15 protein-coding genes are annotated in these 18,494 nt (G+C 55.2%); 9 read left to right on the top strand and 6 right to left on the bottom strand.

From position 1 onward, the window contains the following. From EJ361_RS01515 to EJ361_RS01525, 3 genes are all read left to right on the top strand, one after another. Positions 1-1,206 (top strand): glycosyltransferase family 2 protein, encoded by a 1,206-nt coding sequence (locus tag EJ361_RS01515; protein WP_126243579.1) that lies wholly within the window; start codon positions 1-3, stop codon positions 1,204-1,206. A 141-nt stretch (positions 1,207-1,347) separates the two neighbouring features. Further along, positions 1,348-2,871 carry a GNAT family N-acetyltransferase gene (locus EJ361_RS01520; RefSeq protein WP_126243580.1) on the top strand — a complete coding sequence of 508 codons (1,524 nt, stop codon included), beginning with the start codon at positions 1,348-1,350 and terminating at the stop codon, positions 2,869-2,871. Positions 2,872-2,874: 3 nt separating this feature from the next. Beyond that, positions 2,875-3,171: a thiamine-binding protein gene (locus tag EJ361_RS01525; protein ID WP_126243581.1), complete on the top strand. Its 297-nt coding sequence runs from the start codon at positions 2,875-2,877 to the stop codon at positions 3,169-3,171. A 1-nt stretch (position 3,172) separates the two neighbouring features. Here EJ361_RS01525 and EJ361_RS01530 read toward each other — a convergent pair whose 3' ends face one another. Continuing rightward, entirely contained in the window at positions 3,173-3,820 is a 648-nt protein-coding gene (locus tag EJ361_RS01530) for a DUF2306 domain-containing protein (protein WP_126243582.1), read from the bottom strand. 120 nt (positions 3,821-3,940) lie between these two features. On the opposite strand from EJ361_RS01530, the gene EJ361_RS01535 reads away from it, so the two are divergent. Beyond that, positions 3,941-4,306 (top strand): winged helix-turn-helix transcriptional regulator, encoded by a 366-nt coding sequence (locus EJ361_RS01535; RefSeq protein ID WP_126243583.1) that lies wholly within the window; start codon positions 3,941-3,943, stop codon positions 4,304-4,306. Positions 4,307-4,364: 58 nt separating this feature from the next. On the opposite strand, the gene EJ361_RS01540 is transcribed toward EJ361_RS01535, so the two are convergent. From EJ361_RS01540 to EJ361_RS01550, 3 genes are all read right to left on the bottom strand, one after another. Beyond that, positions 4,365-5,189, bottom strand: coding sequence for a hypothetical protein (locus EJ361_RS01540; protein WP_126243584.1), 825 nt, complete (start codon positions 5,187-5,189; stop codon positions 4,365-4,367). 319 nt (positions 5,190-5,508) lie between these two features. Then, positions 5,509-6,768, bottom strand: a complete 1,260-nt coding sequence (locus EJ361_RS01545) for a YeiH family protein (RefSeq protein ID WP_126243585.1) — start codon at positions 6,766-6,768, stop codon at positions 5,509-5,511. A 29-nt stretch (positions 6,769-6,797) separates the two neighbouring features. Further along, entirely contained in the window at positions 6,798-8,030 is a 1,233-nt protein-coding gene (locus EJ361_RS01550; protein ID WP_126243586.1) for a nucleoside recognition domain-containing protein, read from the bottom strand. Between the two features lie 158 nt (positions 8,031-8,188). Between EJ361_RS01550 and ychF the strand changes: the two genes are divergently transcribed. Then, the gene (ychF, locus tag EJ361_RS01555; protein WP_126243587.1) at positions 8,189-9,292 is read left to right on the top strand and encodes a redox-regulated ATPase YchF; all 1,104 of its coding nucleotides are present in this window, start codon (positions 8,189-8,191) and stop codon (positions 9,290-9,292) included. A gap of 90 nt (positions 9,293-9,382) precedes the next feature. On the opposite strand, the gene EJ361_RS01560 is transcribed toward ychF, so the two are convergent. Together EJ361_RS01560 and metX are read right to left on the bottom strand one after the other, a co-directional pair. Next, a complete protein-coding gene (locus EJ361_RS01560; protein ID WP_126243588.1) occupies positions 9,383-12,262 on the bottom strand; it encodes a TonB-dependent receptor in 2,880 nt (959 codons plus the stop codon). A 219-nt stretch (positions 12,263-12,481) separates the two neighbouring features. Continuing rightward, positions 12,482-13,504: a homoserine O-acetyltransferase MetX gene (gene metX / locus EJ361_RS01565; RefSeq protein WP_240646516.1), complete on the bottom strand. Its 1,023-nt coding sequence runs from the start codon at positions 13,502-13,504 to the stop codon at positions 12,482-12,484. Positions 13,505-13,664: 160 nt separating this feature from the next. On the opposite strand from metX, the gene EJ361_RS01570 reads away from it, so the two are divergent. From EJ361_RS01570 to EJ361_RS01585, 4 genes are all read left to right on the top strand, one after another. Then, positions 13,665-14,084, top strand: coding sequence for an OsmC family protein (locus EJ361_RS01570; RefSeq protein WP_126243589.1), 420 nt, complete (start codon positions 13,665-13,667; stop codon positions 14,082-14,084). Positions 14,085-14,097: 13 nt separating this feature from the next. Continuing rightward, positions 14,098-15,291 (top strand): trans-sulfuration enzyme family protein, encoded by a 1,194-nt coding sequence (locus EJ361_RS01575; RefSeq protein WP_126243590.1) that lies wholly within the window; start codon positions 14,098-14,100, stop codon positions 15,289-15,291. An 88-nt stretch (positions 15,292-15,379) separates the two neighbouring features. Continuing rightward, positions 15,380-15,736 carry a hypothetical protein gene (locus EJ361_RS01580; RefSeq protein ID WP_126243591.1) on the top strand — a complete coding sequence of 119 codons (357 nt, stop codon included), beginning with the start codon at positions 15,380-15,382 and terminating at the stop codon, positions 15,734-15,736. 79 nt (positions 15,737-15,815) lie between these two features. Next, positions 15,816-18,311 (top strand): DUF5686 and carboxypeptidase regulatory-like domain-containing protein, encoded by a 2,496-nt coding sequence (locus EJ361_RS01585; protein WP_126243592.1) that lies wholly within the window; start codon positions 15,816-15,818, stop codon positions 18,309-18,311. Positions 18,312-18,494: the final 183 nt, after the last annotated feature.

The following is an 18,494-nucleotide window of genomic DNA, read 5'->3' on the forward strand; positions in this document are numbered from 1 at the left end:
ATGGCGAATGTTCTTTATTATGCATGGCTGGCCGTGCAGGCGCTGCTGGCGCTGTACGTGCTGCAACCCCTCATCCTGCTGCTGATATTCGGCCTCAAACGGGCTTTCAGGGCTGTCGGGGGAGCACGTAAGGAAGTGGCGCCCGTGGAAGAAAGGCCCCGTTCTTTCGGCATCGTGGTAACGGCGCACAAGAACCTGGAGCTCATCCCGCCGCTGGTGGATTCGGCACTGAAACAGACGTACCCGCATTTCGTGGTGTACGTGGTGGCAGACGCCTGCGAACAAACCGATATCGGGATCACGCACCCGCAGGTGAAAGTGCTGGAACCTGCCACGCATCTCAACGCAAAGATACGTTCCATCGATTTCGCCATCCAGCAGTTCGAAACGGAACACGATGTGATCGTGATCCTCGATGCAGACAACCTCCTGCATCCCTCGTACCTGGAAGTGCTGAACGGTCATTTCGCGAAAGGGCACCGGGCCGTACAAACCAACATGCTGGCGAAAAATACCGATAGCGCATACGCCTGTCTCGACGCGGCGGGGAACTATTTCTACAACTTCATCGACCGCAGGATGCGCATGGAACTGGGCTGCTCCGCCAACATCTGGGGGCTGGGCATCGCCATGGAACTATCGCTGTATAAAAGCATCATCTACCGCAACTTCCTCGGCGGGTTCGATAAAAAGATACAGGCCGACATCGTGAAACAAATTCCGCTGCTGGCTTACGCCGAAGACGCGAAGGTGTACGATGAGAAGATCGATTCAGGCGAAGCGATGGAACGCCAGCGCACCCGCTGGATCAACGCTTACTTCAAATATTTCGCATATGGATGGGATGTATTCAGCACCGGCCTCCGGAGAATGAGCCCCAATCTCATCTATTTCGGCATCAACCTGCTCCGGCCACCGTTATTCATGCAGATCGGTGCGGCTTTGCTCATGGTGGTGGTGAATTTCTGGATCGATCCCGTGTTCTCCGTCGTATGGCTCGCCATCCTGGCACAATTCCCCATCACGTTCTTCGCCATCGTGGCGGTAATGAGCCGCGATAAAAAGATCATCGCGTCGCTGGTTTGGCTGCCCGCGGTTTTCCTCCGCCAGGTGAAGGCGATGTTCCAGATCCGGAAAGCGAACAAGAGTTTTCTGCAAACCTCCAACAACAAACGCATCTATATCGAAGACGTGCTCCGGCAGTAAGTTTTTTTTTTTAATTCACGGGTGTATTACAGGCCTTGCTTGCCTGTGGGTCCGTCTGCGGGTTTGAACTTCCCGTGACGGGCCCAATCTTTTTTAAAGCCAAAAACGTTAATTTGTGTAAATAACCCAAATTAGCGGAAAATGGCAGAAGAAACGATTGATATAAGGCTACTTACGGCGGAAGATTACCGCGACCTCAAAGAATCCATGATGAGCGCGTATGCAGACATGCCCGGCAGCTACTGGCGCGAAGGCACCATCCAGCGGCTCATACAACTCTTTCCAGATGGACAGATCGCCGTGACCGTAAACGGTAAAGTGGTGGGATGTGCGCTTTCCATCATCGTGGATTACGAGAAATTCGGGGACGATCACACCTACGAACAGATCACGGGCTATTATACATTCAGCACCCATAACCCGAAAGGCGACACGCTGTACGGCATCGAAGTGTTCGTACACCCCGATTACCGCGGGAAACGCCTCGCCCGGAGGCTCTACGACGCCCGCAAAGCCCTTTGCGAGAACCTCAATCTCGAAGGCATCGTGGCCGGCGGGCGCATTCCCAACTACGAAAAGTACGCCGACCGCCTGAACCCGCGCCAGTACCTGGAAAAAGTACAGGACAAGGAAATCTACGATCCCACGCTCACCTTCCAGTTCAGCAACGATTTCATCGTCAAGAAAATATTGAGGAACTACCTCCCGAACGACACCTCGTCCAAAGGCTTCGCCACTTTGCTGCAATGGTTCAATATCTATTATGAAAAAGACCGCGACACCATCCGCTACAACAAATCCACCGTACGGATCGGCCTCGTGCAATGGCAGATGCGGACCTACGGGAGCATGGACGGCCTCCTCCAGCAGGTGGAGTTTTTCGTGGACGCCGTGAGCGACTACGAAGCGGATTTCGTCGTATTCCCGGAATTCTTCAACGCGCCCCTCATGATCGAGTTCAACCAGCTCGATCCCGCGGCGGCCATCCGCGGACTGGCAAAATATACCGAGTTCCTGCGCGAAAAGTTCTCCGAATTCGCCGTGAGTTATAACGTCAATATCATCACCGGCAGCATGCCCATCGTGATCGACGACCTACTGTACAATATTTCCTACCTCTGCCGCCGCGACGGCACCTGGGAATCCTTCCGGAAAATCCATCCCACGCCCAGCGAAGTGTACAGCTGGGGCATGAAAGGCGGGAACGAAGTCAAAGTTTTCGATACGGATTGCGGGAAGATCGGGATCCTCATTTGCTATGACGTCGAATTCCCGGAGCTGGGGCGGATCCTGGCCGACCAGGGAATGCAAATCCTCTTCGTTCCCTTCCTCACCGATACGCAAAACGGCTACAACCGCGTACGCTTCTGTGCACAGGCCCGCGCGATCGAAAACGAATGCTACGTGGCCATCGCCGGCTGCGTCGGCAACCTTCCCCGCGTCAACAATATGGACCTGCAATACGCACAGTCTGCAGTGCTTACGCCTTCCGATTTCGCGTTTCCCGTTACCGGCGTAAAGGCCGATGCCACGCCGAATACGGAAATGATCGTGGTGGCGGATGTGGACCTCGTGTTGCTGAAAGAATTGCATGCATTTGGAAGCGTCCAGAACCTGAAGGATATTCGCAAAGATTTATACGAAGTGATCACCCGGAAAAAATAAGCCATGCATCAGCATCATGTGAACCTGGCCCTGCAAATCGTGCCGCAGGTGGCCTCGGAGAAAGTATACGCGGTAGTAGACGAAGCCATCGCCATTATCCGGCAAAGCGGCCTGAAATACCGCGTTTGTCCGTTCGAAACCGTCATGGAAGGCCCGTACGACCAGTTGATGGAAGTAGTGCGCCTGGCCCAGGAAGCCTGTTTCAAAGCCGGGGCGGGCCAATTGCTGGTCTACGTTAAAATCCAGAATAACCAGGAACGGTCGGTCACCATCGAAGACAAGACCGCGAAATACGACTAAATCACTTTTTCCCTTTCGATCTGCCGGTGCGGACGATCTCATAGGCATACAGCGGAACGGCCCATCCCATCCAGAACATGGGAACAGACACTTCTTCGAAGCTGCCCAGTTGCTGCACGTAAGGGATTTTCAACGCAAAGCCCGATACCAGGAATGCTACGGTCACGATGTAGCTCCTGACCATCCATTCCTTGTGCAGTTTGAATTGGCGGCGGAAGGCCGTCCACCAGGCAATGAAAGTAGCGCTGATCCAGACGCTGGCCCAAACCTGCAAGGTAAAAGCATACCCCCAGCTGATGCTGCGGGCCGTCGTGGAAGCCAATACGAGTGCAGACAGGCTGCTGACCACGATGGCGAGGAGATAGAGGTAACCGATGGCGCGGTGATGTTTCCAGCTGAAGTTGCGCAACTTCGGCCAGAACTGGACGATCCCCGAAATGAGGGCGCCGCCGCCTGCGGTAATATGTGCGATGAGGAACCAGCGGTAATCGTAATACCTGCCCAACGCTTCCGGCGTCATCTGCAGATAATGATCGGCCCCGTGCATGAAAAGCCAGGTCATGAAAAACACCCCGATCCAGATCATTAAGGGCAATACATCCTTGTAACTCACCGTAAAATGCGCGCCTGCGCTGATTCCTTTTTCCATATCGATAATTTTTCTTCGGCACAAAGATCACGGGAAACAGGAGGGGAGTCAATAACCGATAAAATATTCGGTATGCCTGCGGCAACGGCATTGCGAAGAATGGCGTAAATTTATTATGCTATGTATACGAGAAAAATAGAAGAAGACCTCGACTGTGGCCTCTACCTGGCCATGAAAGTGCTGGGCGGCAAATGGAAATGCTGTATCCTGGATGCCATCCACCGCGGTATGACCCGGCCCAGCGAAATCGCGAAATACATCCGGGAAGCCTCGCAACGCGTCATCGAAATGCAGTTGGCGGAATTGCTGCAGTTCGGCGTCGTGGAAAAGACCGTGGAAAATGAACTGGCCTATCCCAAAAAGTCGGATTACCGCCTCACCGCATTGGGCGAGAGCCTGCTGCCCATCCTCTCGCAGATCGACGGATGGGGCCTCCGCCATGCAGACGTCATCAAAGAACGGATGTCTGAACAGGAAGTGAATTAACCGCCTTCCACCCGCACCGTTCGTCATCGCGCCGTGAATTCCGTATTTCCGGTCTTTTCTATTCGTATTCGTACACAGACGTCGCGGAAACATCCCCACCATCTTTTTCCACGCCCGAAACCGGGTATCCCTGCGCGTCGTATTTGTATTCAAAAATCGTAACTATTTCCGCATGCACCTGTTTGCTGCGCATGGCCATGGAAGTCATGTCGTTTACGGATTGTAAGAAGAACAGCGCAGTAGGGTGGAGGAGCGGCTGGCGCATCCCTGCAAAGGGGCTCGATCGCTTACCGTACGCCATACTAGTAACACCGGCCGTGTCTTTCCCGTTAGCCGCCATGGAAGCGATGTAGATAAGGTTGTCGCCCTCGTAGCGGTACACCTGGTAAGCATTTTCGGACGGAACTTCCGTGTTCGTTTTCCGGATGGAAATTACTTTCCCCTGCTGCATACCGAAGTTCCAGGAAACGGTGCTTCCTGCCTCGGTTTCACCTTCTTCGAATAGCTGTTCCGTGCCGGTGGCGCCGCTGCCGGTATAAGCGTAGCTGATGACGTGGCGGCGGCCATCGTGCCAATACGTCAATTTCGTCAGCCGGCTGTTCCCGTCGTATTCCAATTGCTGTCCGCCTTGCTCGTCGCCCTGTTTGATAACGGCCGTCATGCGATGATGTGCATCATAACGGAAAGTAAGTACTTCCGGCTCGTCGTCCGTCAAAATGCGGGTATATTTCTTCAGGTATTTGATGGGAGCGGAGGCCGCAGGCGCTACGGGCGCGGCTTGCAGCGCGGTAGAATCATGGTTGGATGCGGCGCCGCCGGACTGGCAGGAAAGGCCGATGAGGCCGGATGCGGCCAGTGTTAACAGGAATGTCATTTTCTTCATTTTAAGTTATTTGGATAGACGGGATGATCGCCGTCCCTACTTCAGACATGACCACGTTGCCGTTGTTATCGTATGCCATAGGCGAGCTTTCGCCCACGCCCCGGCTGAGCAAGGAAAATGGATTGCTTCATAAAGGGGTGATCGGGGGGATGATAACAAGATGGTTCCTGTAGCGAATATGGGGGATGCCGGATTGAATATCAATACTGTCGGACTGAATGGAAGATCGGGGAGCGTGAATGGTAAGATTCCCGGTATGAAAAGAAAAAGCCCGCGCCCGGAGGGGCGCAGGCTTCCGCAAAATGAATCCTGAATATCGTTAGCTGAATAGATAACCGCCGAACACCAGGTACGCGATACCCAACGTCACCAGGACGTTGAACACCTGTGCGATGATGAACGCCATGGCAGGACGGCCGTTTTCCATCCTGAAAATATCGGTGAACTTCGTTTCCAGGCCGATGCAGGTAAACGCCAGCGCGAAGAAGCAGGTTTGCAGCTCCTTGATGGGCGCCTTGATCGACTTCACGGTTTCGGGAGAAAGGACGAACGAAAAAACGAGCGACACGAGGATAAAGCCCAGCACGAACTTCGGGAAGCGGTCCCAGATCGTACGGAGACCGGGCCGGGGCTGATTTTCGGCTTTTTTGGAATATGCCCACCAGAACGAAATAAGGAAGGCCGCGATACCGAGGAGCACATTCTGCGAGAACTTGACGATCGTCGCGTATTTGAGGGCCTCTTCGCCAAGGAGCGTGCCCGCCGCCACAACCGCGCCGGACGTATCGATGGTGCCGCCCAGCCAAGCGCCCGCTACCGCAGGCGGCATATTCATCCACTGCGCGATATATGGCATGAAGATCATCATCGGAATGGCGACGATCAGCACCAGCGAGATCACGTGCGAAAGTTTCTTGTTGTCTCCTTCGATGGCGCCCGATGTGGCTATAGCCGCCGATACGCCGCAAATGCTCACGGCGCTGGAGATCATCATCCGGAATTCATCGTCCAGCCCGAATTTTCTGCACAGCCAGAACGTGAAATACCATACGGAGAAAACCACGACTACGGATTGCAGCACGCCTAATCCACCGCCTTTCAACAACTCCTGGAAAATGATCCCTGAACCGAGTAGCACAAGGCCTGTTTTAATGAACAGTTCCGTCTGCAGCGCCGGTTTGATCCATTCCGGCAAGCCGATGACGTTGCTGATGAATAGCCCCAGCAGCAGGCTGAACAGTACGATCTCGATCCCGAGGTCTTTGATGGCCGCGTTGCTGGTGATCACCTGCGCAAACATGGATACGGCGAAAATGGCGAGGGCGCCGGTAAACAGGCCTGCCGGCACTTTCCTGCCGCCCAGGATGTAGGCGATGAGCAATGCGCCGATCACCCAGGCGAACATGGCGAGCATTTTACCATAGTTGGAAAGGTCGGTCATCCGCGCGAGGAGATCTTGCCCGCTGTTCCAGTCGAATTTCGGCATGGCGGGCCTGACGCCGAGGAGAATGAGGATGATGGCTGCAAAAGCCAGGATCACCGAGATCCAGTCTTCATGAAGAGAGAATTTTTTCTGCATCAGATTGTTGTTGGTTCCGTTTTTAATGGTTAATGAAAGAAAATATATCCGATAATTATAGCTGCGATGATACCCGCCGCATCCGCTATGAGCCCGCAGGTAAGTGCATAGCGTGTATTTTTGATATTGACCGATCCGAAATAGAGTGCCAGTACGTAGAACGTCGTTTCCGTGGACCCCTGCATGATGCAGCCGAGCCTTCCTACGAAGGAATCCGGGCCGTAGGTGTTCATCAGCTCGGCCATCACGCCGCGCGCGCCGCCGCCGCTGAAAATTTTCATGATCCCCACGGGCAGGGCGGGAACGAAGTCTGTATTCAGTCCGGCGAGGGCTACCAGGTAAGAAATGCCGTTAATGATGACGTCCAGGCATCCGGAGGCACGGAACACGGCAATTCCCACCAGGATCGCCACGAGATAGGGGATGATCATCACCGCCGTCGTAAACCCTTCCTTGGCGCCGTCGATAAAAGCGTCGTAGACATTGATCTTCTTCCTCATGCCCATCAGCAAAAAGGAAACGATCACTGAAAAGATCACGATCCCCCCGATGATGGCTGTATTTGTGGCGATCTGGCCGGAAGGCATGTCGCGCATCCACCAGTAAAGCCCGCCCATCAGGCCGATAAACCCGCCGATGAATACGAGAATGGGCAATTTGAACAGGTTGATACGCTGGAAAACAGCCACCGCGATCATCCCGGAAATGAACGAAATGAAAGTGCCGATCATGGTCGGGATGAAGATATCCGCCGGGTTGGCGGCCTTCGCCGATAGCCGCAGGGCCATCACCGCCGTGGGGATCATCGTGATGCCGGCCGTGTTCAGGACCAGGAACATGATCTGCGCGTTGCTGGCCGTATCTTTGTCGGGATTGATGTCTTGCAGTTCTTTCATGGCCTTGAGCCCCATGGGCGTGGCGGCATTGTCGAGCCCCAGCGCGTTGGCGCTGAAGTTCATCACGATGGAGCCCATGGCCGGGTCGCCTTTGGGAATTCCGGGGAAGAGCCTGCTGAAGAAAGGGTTCACGCCCCGTGCAAACACCGATATCATACCCGCCCGCTCACCGATCTTCATGATACCCAGCCAGAATGCCATGACGCCCGTTAAACCCAGCGCCAGTTCCGCGCCGGTTTTGCCGCTTTCGAACAGCGATTTGGTCATGGCCCCGAAGATTTCGGCGTCTCCCATGAAAATGAGGCGGAACAGTGCCACGGCAAAGGAAATCACGAAAAATGCGATCCAGACGTAGTTTAAGGCCATATAAAGTCCTGCGATTTGGTGGTATAAACGGCCAAAATACGCTTTTCATTCCATCTCGGCCATATTTTTGTGATATGTAACATGCAGGCTATAACTCTTTCCCGGTTATCTCTGAAATTCAGAATGGTTTTCATATCTTTGCGCAAATTTTTTGAAAAATGGCCTTGCAAGCAGGAATTGTCGGATTACCGAACGTAGGGAAGTCAACCTTGTTTAATGCTGTATCCAACAGCGCAAAAGCTGAAGCGAGCAATTACCGCTTCTGCACCATCGAACCCAATGTGGGATTGGTGGACGTGCCTGACGAGCGCATAGACAAGCTCGCCGAGCTCGTAAAACCGAACCGCACCGTGCCCACCACGATGGAGTTCGTGGACATCGCCGGCCTCGTAAAGGGCGCCAGCAAAGGGGACGGCCTTGGCAACAAGTTCCTCGCCAACATCCGTGAGGTAGACGCCATCGTGCATGTGATCCGTTGCTTCGAAGACGAGAACATCCTCCGCGACGAAGGGCCCATCAATCCCGTGGCAGACAAAGGCATCATCGATACCGAACTGCAGCTTAAAGACCTCGAAAGCGTGGAGAAAAAGATCGCGCGCACCGAGAAAATGGCGAAAACCGGCGGCGACGCCAAAGCCAAAGCCGAGTTCGAGATCCTCAAACGCTGCCAGGAATTCCTCGAACAGGGCCGCAACATCCGCGAACTGGGCCTCAGCAAAGACGAAAAATCCGCTATCGCCGATCTTTTCCTGCTGACAGACAAACCGGTTCTCTATGTCGCCAACGTAGACGAGGCATCCATCCTCACCGGCAATAAATTCTCCCAGGCGCTCCAGGAAGCCGTAAAGGCCGAAAATGCCGAGGTGATCATCATGAACAACTCCATCGAAGCGCAGATCAGCGAACTGGAAGACGCGACCGATAAAGAACTGTTCTTCTCCGAATACGGTCTCACCGAGCCCGGCCTCAACCGCCTCATCCGCTCCGCTTATAAACTGCTGAACCTCATCACCTACTTCACCGCCGGCGTGCAGGAAGTGCGCGCCTGGACGATCCACCGCGGCTGGAAAGCCCCGCAGGCCGCCAGCGTGATCCACACCGATTTCGAAAAAGGGTTCATCAAAGCGGAAGTAATCGGTTATGAAGATTACGTGAAGTTCGGCTCCGAAGCGTCTGCGCGCGACAATGGCCGCCTCCGCATCGAAGGAAAGGAATACATTGTTAGCGACGGAGATGTCATGCATTTCCGCTTTAACGTATAAAGATACTCTTGAGCAATCATGAGGGTTACAACAAAAGAAGGCCCCGGTGTAAAACCGGGGCCTTCGCTATTATGGCAATTCAGAAAATGACTACAGGTTGTAACCGATCGATGCATAGGCCTGCGTGCCCACCATGGGGTTACCCCACGATTGGATGTATTGCTTGCCGGTGATGTTGGCGCCGCCGATCTTCAGCGTAACCTTCGGTTTGGGGAACAGGTATGACACCTGCGCGTCCAACGCACCATAGGCCGGGATTTCCCCGAGGTTGTTCACCCGGACCAGCGGTCCTACGAAGGAAGAAGACCATACGAAGGCTTCCTGCCAGCGCCAGGAGATGTTGAACCCGAAATTGCTTTGGGCCACGTTGCGGTTGCCGAAGTTAAGGTTGTAGCGGTAGCGCGGCGTATTGTACATAGCCTGGAAGCCGCCCAGCTCGTCTTCGTTCCGCAGTTTGTTGTAAGACACGTTGCCGCCCACCGTGAAGTTGGCCGGCAGGCGGTAATCCAGCCCCAGCGCCCAACCCCAGGATTTGAGGTCTTTTTCGTAGTTCACGGGGACGCTGTACACTTCCTGGCCGGCAGCCGTCACTTTTACGAGCACCTGGCTGCCGTTGAAGTTTTTGAAGGTATTGGTATACACGTACGCGTCGATGAGCAGTTTGCCGGAAATGAGCGCCTTGTACCCCAGTTCGAACGCTTCCACTTTTTCAGGCTTGAATTCCCGGAAAGTGTAAGGTTTGGGCGCACCGGCCTGGATGGATTCCAGCGAGAACACGTTGGGACCGTTCAGTCCGTACCGTTCGCGGAGGAAGGGGAGGCCGCCCAGCAAACGGGCCTGCGGCGTCAGCAGGTCGATGTACTGGTCTTGTGTATGCGGGATGCGGAAACCGGTCTGGAAAGACGCGCGGATGTTGTGCGTTTTCAGGAAAGTGTACACCGCGGAAAGCCGGGGGCTGAACTGCCCCTCGAAATTCTCGTTCTTGTCGTAACGCAGGGCCGCGCTCAGTTTGAGGCGCTCTTCCAACAACCTTTTACCGACCTGCACATAACCGCCGTATTCATGGATGCGGAATTCCTTGCCGTTATCGTCCAGCGCGAAAATGGTTTTTTCAGAATTCAGCGCATACACGCGGTAGTTACCGCCCACCATCAGTTCCATGAAGCTGATCTGGTTCTTGAAGTTATACATGAACTCGCCCTGGTACAGGTTGGTTTTGTCCATGAACTTGGCCCCCACGCCATTGGCGTCTCCGGGGATGGGTTTGTCTTTCACTTTGTTGGCCGCGTCTTCGAACTCTTTCGAGCCGGGCAAGAGCCGTCCGCGGTCAGCGTATTTACGCGCTGCGTCGTGGAACCCGCCGGAACCGCCTTTCGCTGCTGCGGTTGCGGTGCCGAAAGCCTGTGCGGGTGATTGCCCTGCGCCCAACGCCTGTTGGAAGGCGGTCGAGAAAGCGGTCAGGCCTTGCGTGGCATAGGTCCCGAAGTATTCCGGGAACCATTTGGCGGCGCTGGGGCTCCAGGCTTCGTTGATGCCGGCGCCGAGCGTGCCCACGGCATAGGAATCGCCGGAGCGCTCCTGCGTGGTATAGGCGCGCACATAGAAATTATCCGACCTCAACTCGATCTTATATTGTCCCATCCGGAAATTCTTGATGGAATAGCGGTCTGCGCCGGTATACACGGTAGTGCCCGTTCCGTAGCTGCCCTGCGCGAGCAGTTCCAGATTGGAATTGATCTTGTAATGCAATGCCACGTTCGCTTTCAGGTTCTTGGTATCGTAATCGGCGAGGTCCCTTTCGTTGTAGCCCGTGCGGGAAACGTAGCTCCGGGCGCTGTCTGGCATAAATGCGCGGTAGATCTGATCCGGTGTGATAAGGCCGTTCGTGGCGGCAGACAGTTGTGCGATGCCGGTGCTCAGCGGATTCCCGGGCGTAAAGGCCGTAGGTTTCAGCGCCTGGAACATGTTCACGTTGGTTTCGTCGCCATATATATTGACGCCGTTATATCCCGGGTTGCTCCGGTTGCCGGATTTCAGATCGAACCCGTTCAGCAGGCTCTGGTCGCGGTCGTCGTACGCCTGCCAGTCGTCTGCCTTGATGTATCCCAGGTTGATTTTGAAGGCGAATTTATCGTTGAAGGCTTTCGCGTAGCGAACGGCCACGTCGTAATAACCCGTTGTGCCCTTGCTTCTGCCGGATTCGCTCAGGATACCGGATTTCACGATGGCGCTGAGGCCCTGGTACTGGAAAGGGCTTTTGCTGTTCAGCAGCACGATCCCGTTCAGGGCGTTCGGCCCGTACAGCGCGGAGGCCGCACCTGGCAACACTTCCACGTTGTCCATATCCAGTTCGGTAATGCCCACGATGTTGCCCACGGAGAAGTTGAGGCCGGGTGCCTGGTTGTCCATCCCGTCGATCAGCTGCAACATACGGGTGTTACCGTTGCTGTTGAAACCGCGGGAGTTCACGGATTTGAAGGTGAGGCTCTGGGTACTGAGCTCCACGCCTTTCATATTGGCCAAGGCATCGTAAAACGTTGGGGCCGGTATCGCCTTGATGGCGCGACTATCGATTTTTTCAATGGAAACCGGCGATTCCAGGGCGCTTTGCACGCTTCTGTTGGCCGATACCACCACTTCCTGCCCAAGGATTTCAGTGGAACTGAGCTGCACGTTCACCGCTATGGATGCATCCGTCACCGTTTGTTCCAGCGGAGAATAGCCCACGTAGGAAAAAACCAGCGTCAGCGGCAGTTTATGGGTCGTGCGCACGGAAAATTCACCGTTCGCATTGGTGACAGCCCCCGCATTGGCACCTTTGACGGACACGGTCACGCCCGGCAATGCCTGTTGGGTAGTGGCGTCCAGCACGGTACCATTGATGGTTTGCTGTTGTTGTGCGAAGGAAGTCTGGCAAAGGAAAACCAGCAACGTGGCCAGCCAGCAAATACTTTGTCTACATACTTTCATAAAGTCTGGATTTGGTGATCGGAAAGGGCGCAGATAAGGAAATTGGTTAATGAAAATGAACAGGTTATAGTATTGTATCAGTTGCTAAAGAGAAGTTAAGCTATTTTTTGAAAACCAAAAATTTTTCAATTAGAAATATGGGTAATACAAGGATGACCGGCGCCCTCAAAGTAGTTTGACGGACCGCCGGGAGCGTGGTTTTTATTTCCGGTGGATGGATTATCGCAGTTCCATGAAATCGCGGAGGATCCGGCCGATTTTTTCGAATTCGATGAGGAATCCGTCGTGCCCGTACGGCGAATCGATTTCGTGGTATACGCAGTTATGCATGTGGCGGGCCAGGAGCATTTGCTCTTCCGGCGGACAGAGGATATCGCTGGTGATCCCGATCAGGAGGGTTTTGGATTCGATCTGGCGAAGGGTAGTGGCCACATCGGCATGCCGCCCGCGGGAAACGTTGTGGCTGTCCATCGCCTTGGTCAGCAGCCAGTAGCATTGCGCGTTGAAGCGGCGGACGAGCTTGTCGCCCTGGTACACGATATAGGAAGACGCTTTGAAATGATCTGTTTTCTCGTTATCGGGGTCGGTTTGGGCCTTCATGAAGGTCTGGTAGTTCCGGTAAGTGAGCATCCCGATGGCACGGGCGGCTTTGAGCCCTTTGGCGCCCGCATCCCTGCGCGGTTCTTCCCAGCTCCCGTCTGCCTCAATGGCCAGGCGCTGCGAGGTGTGCACGGCGATGCCCCAGGCGCTTTCGGCCGCGCCGGTGCAGAGGAGGAACAGCCGCCCGATGCGCTCCGGCTCCATGAGCGCCCATTCCAGCACCTGGTAGCCGCCCATGCTGCCGCCCGCCAGCAAACCGATCCGGTCGATGCCAAGATGTTTGCGGAGGAGGATGTGCGCATGCACGATGTCGCGGATCGTCACCTGCGGAAATGCCCGGAACCAGGGCTCCCCGGTTGCCGGGTCTATGCTCAGCGGCCCGGAACTGCCGTAGCAGGACCCTAAAATATTGGCGCACACGATGAAATGCCGCGCCGGGTCAATCACCTTGCCATCGCCCACCAGGCCCGTCCACCAGTCGGCGACATCCGAATTCGCGGTTAGGGCATGGCAGATCCAGACCACATTATCTCCCGTGGGGCTCCTGGTCCCGTAAGTATGATAGGCGATCTCGATCCCCGGCAATACCGCGCCGGATTCCAGCCTGAAAGGCTGCTGGCTGTGAAAGGTCTGCAATGACAACGGCGTAAAAAATTTTGCGCAAACCTACAAAAGTCGACGCCCATTTACAAATCCGGGCTGACGAACCCCGTTTGTCATCCGTATGTTATTCATAGAGATATTTTATCTTTGAAGCGCAGCATATCTGCTAATTTTACATTAAACCGAACAAACAAGAGATATGAAGATCGCTTTACAACGCATTGACGACGGGTTTAACATGGAAGCCGTGGACGAACAGGGCCACAAGGTATTAATGGACTCCTCCGTAGAAAACGGCGGTAAAAACAACGGCGTTCGCCCCATGCAGATGTTGCTCATGGGTCTCGGCGGCTGCTCCGCCATCGATGTGGTGATGATCCTCAAGAAACAGCGCCAGGAAATCACCGACTTCCGCATCGAAATCGAGGCAGACCGGGAGAAGGGCAAGGAACCGTCGCTCTGGGAAAAAGCACATATCGTTTTTCATATCGCAGGCAAGGTAGACGCCGACAAGGCCGCCCGCGCGGTGGAGCTGTCCATGAACAAATACTGCTCCGTCGCCGAAACCCTCCGCCGGGGCAACACACAGCTGACCTGGGAAGTGAAACTGAATGCCTGACACCAACTGAACCATGAAAAAGAGAAAAATCAAACCGACCTACCGGCCCGAGACCCGGGCCATCCGCATACAACCCGGCAGAACGCCGAACATGGAACACAGCAGCCCGCTTTACCTGACTTCCAGCTTCTGTTATGAAGATTCGGAAGCCATGCGGGCCGCATTCGCCGACGAAACCGACGCTTACATCTATTCCCGTTTCAGCAACCCGACCGTGGAAGAGTTTTCCCAGCGCATGAGCGCCCTGGAAGGCGCGGAGAGCGGTTTCGCCACCGCATCCGGCATGAGCGCCATTTTCGGCAGCTTCATGGCTTTCCTCAAAGCCGGCGACCACTTGCTGAGCAGCGCGTCCATCTTCGGTTCCACGCATACCGTCATCACGAAGTTCCTGCCCAGATGGAACATCCAGCACACGTATTTCGACATCACCAAACCCGAAACCATCGAAGCCGGGATCCAGCCCAATACAAAAATGATCTTCATCGAGACGCCCTCCAACCCGGGCCTCGACGTGATCGACCTGGAACTGGTATCGAAAATCGCGAAGAAGCATCATGTGCTCCTGAACGTCGATAACTGCTTCGCCACGCCCGCCATCCAGCGGCCGCTGGAACTGGGGGCCGACCTGGTCACCCATTCGGCCACCAAGTGGCTCGACGGGCAGGGCCGCGTTCTCGGCGGCATCGTGTTGGGTAAAAAGGAGCTGGTAGACGAGGTGTACGCCTTTTGCAGAAGCACCGGCCCTTCGCTGAGCCCGTTCAACGCCTGGGTGCTGGCCCGCAGCCTGGAAACGCTCCACGTGCGGATGGAGCGCCACGCGTCCACGGCGCTGTCGCTCGCGCAGGCGCTGGAAGGCAACGAGCACGTGGAATGGGTGAAATATCCCTTCCTTGCATCGCACCCGCAATACGAGATCGCGAAGAAACAAATGTCTTCCGGCGGAGGGATCGTTTGCTTCGAGATCAGGGGCGGACTGGAGCGCGGCCGCAGGTTCCTCGACCAACTGGAGCTCCTGAGCCTCACGGCCAACCTGGGCGACAGCAGAAGTATCGCTTCACATCCCGCATCCACCACCCACGCCAAGCTCAGCGAAGCGGAAAGGCTGAAAGTGGGCATTACGCCGGGGCTCATCCGCATCTCCTGCGGCCTCGAACATAAAGACGATATCATGGAAGACGTGCTGCAGGCGCTGGACGCCAGCCGCTAACGCACGGAAGCATAAACGATGCATGTAATTGGGAAGAAATATGTAAATTCCTTCCCGATTACATGCATTTTCTATTAAAACCACCCGCATGCGCTTTGTGCTCGCCATCTTTCTGACCGCCCTGCTGGGCTACATTCTCGGTCTCTTCCTGCCCTGGTGGGCCATTGCCGTGGCAGCGTTCGTCGTGGCGCTCGTATGGCAACAGCGGCCCGGAAAGGCTTTCCTCAGCGGGTTTCTCGCCATTTTCCTCCTGTGGGGCGCCATGGCGCTGGTGGCAGATACCCGGAACGATCATATCCTGGGCAACCGGATGAGCGAGCTGATCGCCGGGAGCAAAATGCCCATGGCGCTCGTATTGGCATCGGCGCTCATCGGCGGGCTGGTTGCCGGCATGGGCGCGCTTTCTGCGAGCGTGTTGCGCCCCGCGCCCAAAAAGGCGGGCTGATCTGTTCTTGTGTGTTAAAGTTTGTCTAAAAGCCCGGGAAAGGGTAGCCGCGTGCAGGGCCAACCGTTACATTTGACACATGATGAAAATTGTACTCCCGTTTCTCCTCCTCCTGTTTGTACTGCCCGCCTCCGGCGCCCAGATCCGCGGTGTTGTCACCAATCGCCAGGGCGAACCGCTCCCTTTCGCCACCGTCATGATCAAAGGCACTACCCTCGGCACCACTACCAATGCCATGGGCGCTTATGTGCTGGACGTGCCGTCCGGCAGCCATGTCATCGTTTGCCAATATATGGGGTACAAGAAGGAAGAGAAACGCCTGGAAGTGGGAAGCGGGCCCCGGGAGCTGAATTTCTCGCTGGAACCGGTAAGCCTCCAGATGAAGGAAGTAGTCGTAAAATCGGGCGGGGAAGACCCTGCATATGCCATCATCCGGCAAGCCATCAAAAAAAGGCCGTATTACCTCTCCCAGGTGAAAAACTTTACCTGCGAATCCTATATCAAAATGCTCGCCCGGATGCGGAACATGCCCAAACGGTTCTTCGGCACGAAAGTGGACCCGGCCGATATTGGCGTAGACTCCACCGGCAAAGGGATCGTGGCGCTCACCGAATCGCTCACCAAAATCGCCTGGCAGGCCCCCGATATGAAGCTCGAAGTGATCTCCAGCAGGTCCAGCGGCGGCGGGCTCGGGTTCGACATCCCCACCATCATCAATTTCTACAAAAACAACGTGGAAGCCATGCAGACCCAGGTGGGCCCCCGGGGATTCATTTCCCCGATTTCCGACAACGCGCTGTTTTATTATAAATACAGGTTGGAAGGGACTTTCGTGGACGATGGCAAACTGGTCAACAAAATCCTCGTCATCCCGCGGCGCAAATACGAACCGCTTTTCGCCGGGCATATTTACATCACGGAAAACGACTGGCGCATCCATAGCACCGACCTCATGCTCACCAAAGAGTACCAGCTTGAGCTGATAGACACCCTCGTGATCCGGCAAACCCATGTGCCCGTATCACCCGATGTCTGGCGAACGAAAGACCAGGTCGTGTACCTCGCCGCGAAACTTTTCGGGTTCGACATAACCGCCAATTCCGTGAACGTATATTCCAAATACGACCTCAACCCGGTATTCCCGAAAGGTTACTTCAACAAAGTGATCATGAAATACGACAAGAACGCGGAATGGCGGGATAAGCCGTATTGGGATAGCGTGCGCCCGCTGCCGCTGGAAGCGGATGAACAGCGCGATTTCCATGTGAAAGACAGTACCGCCCGCGCCCGCCGCGATTCCGCGAAAAGCCGCATGCAGCTGGATTCCCTCCGCGCCAAACCCCAACCCGTGAAAGTGATGGACGTGGTATGGGGAGGGGTGAACCATCGCTGGTGGTTCCAGGGAGACACTTCGGTACAGTCGCATGCCCTGCACATTCCCGGCCTGCTGAAAGGCGTGAGTTACAACACGGTGGAAGGCGTGGCTTTGCAAATCAATCCCGGTGTCACGTTCTCATTGCCGAACCGGCGATACCTGACCTGGCTGTCCAACATCCGATACGGATTCTCCAACACGCACCTGCAAGCCAGTACGGGGCTCACGCTCACGAGGGTGCCCGACGGCGGCATCGGGGCAAGAAATACCTGGTCGGCCGGCGGCGGGAAACGCATCGCCCAATTCAACCGCGCCAACCCGATCGGGCCGGTGATGAATTCGCTCTACACTTTGTTGCTGAGCGAGAATTACATGAAATTGTACGAAAGCCGCTTCGCAACGTTGGGTTTCAGCAGGGTATACGAAAGTTCGCTCGCATTCAGCGTGAGCGCGCTGTACGAAAACCGTAACGCCGTGGAGAACACAACTGATTTTACGCTCTTCAACCGCGACCCGAAATCCTTCACGCCCAACCATCCTGAAGACCTGTCCGCCATTCCGTTCGGCAGCGAACAGGTGCTCACGGTCGGCGGCAACGTCAGCTTTCAACCCGGACAAAAATACATCGAATACCCGCGGGGCAGACGGGCCATCGGCTCCAAATACCCGACGCTGTCTGCCGGCTACCGTAAAGGATTCATCGATGCGAATTTCGATAAATGGAACTTCGACGTGAAAGATGAAATGAATTTCAAGCTGTTGGGAGAACTGAAATACCATGTGGGTTTAGGCGGCTTCCTCAACTCCCGATCCGTTTCCATCCCCGACATGCAGCATTTCAACGGCAACCAGACCTTCCTCAACATCCGCTACCTCAGCAGCTTCCAGCTGGCGGGGTATTACGAATACAGCACCACGGCCGATTTTTTCGCCACGGCCAACGTGGAGCATCATTTCAACGGGCTGCTGACCAACCGCATCCCGCTGTTCAACCGGTTGAAGTGGCACCTGGTGGCGGGGAGCAATGCGTTTTACGTGAACAAAAACAATAATTACGTGGAGGTTTTCGCAGGATTGGAGAATATCTTTAAAGTGCTGCGGGTAGATGTGGTGGCCGGGTACCAAAGTCAAACGGACACGCGGATCGGCGTTAGGCTTGGGTTTGGAGGGATTTTAGGCGGAGCGTTCAAGGTAGAATAGCAACGGTTTGTATAAAGACGAAGGCTGTCTGCCCGAAAACCGGGAGACAGCCTTTTCCTTTTTTAGCTTGCCAAAGGATATCGTTGGGAAGCGGTTAAGCGCGGGCGCGGAGTGTTTTCCGCCGGCCGTTGCCTGCCGCTTTTTTAAGTTTTACTTCGCTATGTGCATGATATGCTCCAATGC

It is taken from the genome of Chitinophaga rhizosphaerae, assembly GCF_003958645.1.
Taxonomy (GTDB): domain Bacteria; phylum Bacteroidota; class Bacteroidia; order Chitinophagales; family Chitinophagaceae; genus Chitinophaga; species Chitinophaga rhizosphaerae.

Bases quoted from the DNA above. Each gene is read 5' to 3' on its own strand.
- EJ361_RS01515 (WP_126243579.1), top strand. From the start codon at position 1: ATGGCGAATGTTCTTTATTATGCATGGCTGGCCGTGCAGGCGCTGCTG.
- EJ361_RS01520 (WP_126243580.1), top strand. From the start codon at position 1,348: ATGGCAGAAGAAACGATTGATATAAGGCTACTTACGGCGGAAGATTAC.
- EJ361_RS01525 (WP_126243581.1), top strand. From the start codon at position 2,875: ATGCATCAGCATCATGTGAACCTGGCCCTGCAAATCGTGCCGCAGGTG.
- EJ361_RS01530 (WP_126243582.1), bottom strand. From the start codon at position 3,820: ATGGAAAAAGGAATCAGCGCAGGCGCGCATTTTACGGTGAGTTACAAG.
- EJ361_RS01535 (WP_126243583.1), top strand. From the start codon at position 3,941: ATGTATACGAGAAAAATAGAAGAAGACCTCGACTGTGGCCTCTACCTG.
- EJ361_RS01540 (WP_126243584.1), bottom strand. From the start codon at position 5,189: ATGAAGAAAATGACATTCCTGTTAACACTGGCCGCATCCGGCCTCATC.
- EJ361_RS01545 (WP_126243585.1), bottom strand. From the start codon at position 6,768: ATGCAGAAAAAATTCTCTCTTCATGAAGACTGGATCTCGGTGATCCTG.
- EJ361_RS01550 (WP_126243586.1), bottom strand. From the start codon at position 8,030: ATGGCCTTAAACTACGTCTGGATCGCATTTTTCGTGATTTCCTTTGCC.
- ychF (WP_126243587.1), top strand. From the start codon at position 8,189: ATGGCCTTGCAAGCAGGAATTGTCGGATTACCGAACGTAGGGAAGTCA.
- EJ361_RS01560 (WP_126243588.1), bottom strand. From the start codon at position 12,262: ATGAAAGTATGTAGACAAAGTATTTGCTGGCTGGCCACGTTGCTGGTT.
- EJ361_RS01570 (WP_126243589.1), top strand. From the start codon at position 13,665: ATGAAGATCGCTTTACAACGCATTGACGACGGGTTTAACATGGAAGCC.
- EJ361_RS01575 (WP_126243590.1), top strand. From the start codon at position 14,098: ATGAAAAAGAGAAAAATCAAACCGACCTACCGGCCCGAGACCCGGGCC.
- EJ361_RS01580 (WP_126243591.1), top strand. From the start codon at position 15,380: ATGCGCTTTGTGCTCGCCATCTTTCTGACCGCCCTGCTGGGCTACATT.
- EJ361_RS01585 (WP_126243592.1), top strand. From the start codon at position 15,816: ATGATGAAAATTGTACTCCCGTTTCTCCTCCTCCTGTTTGTACTGCCC.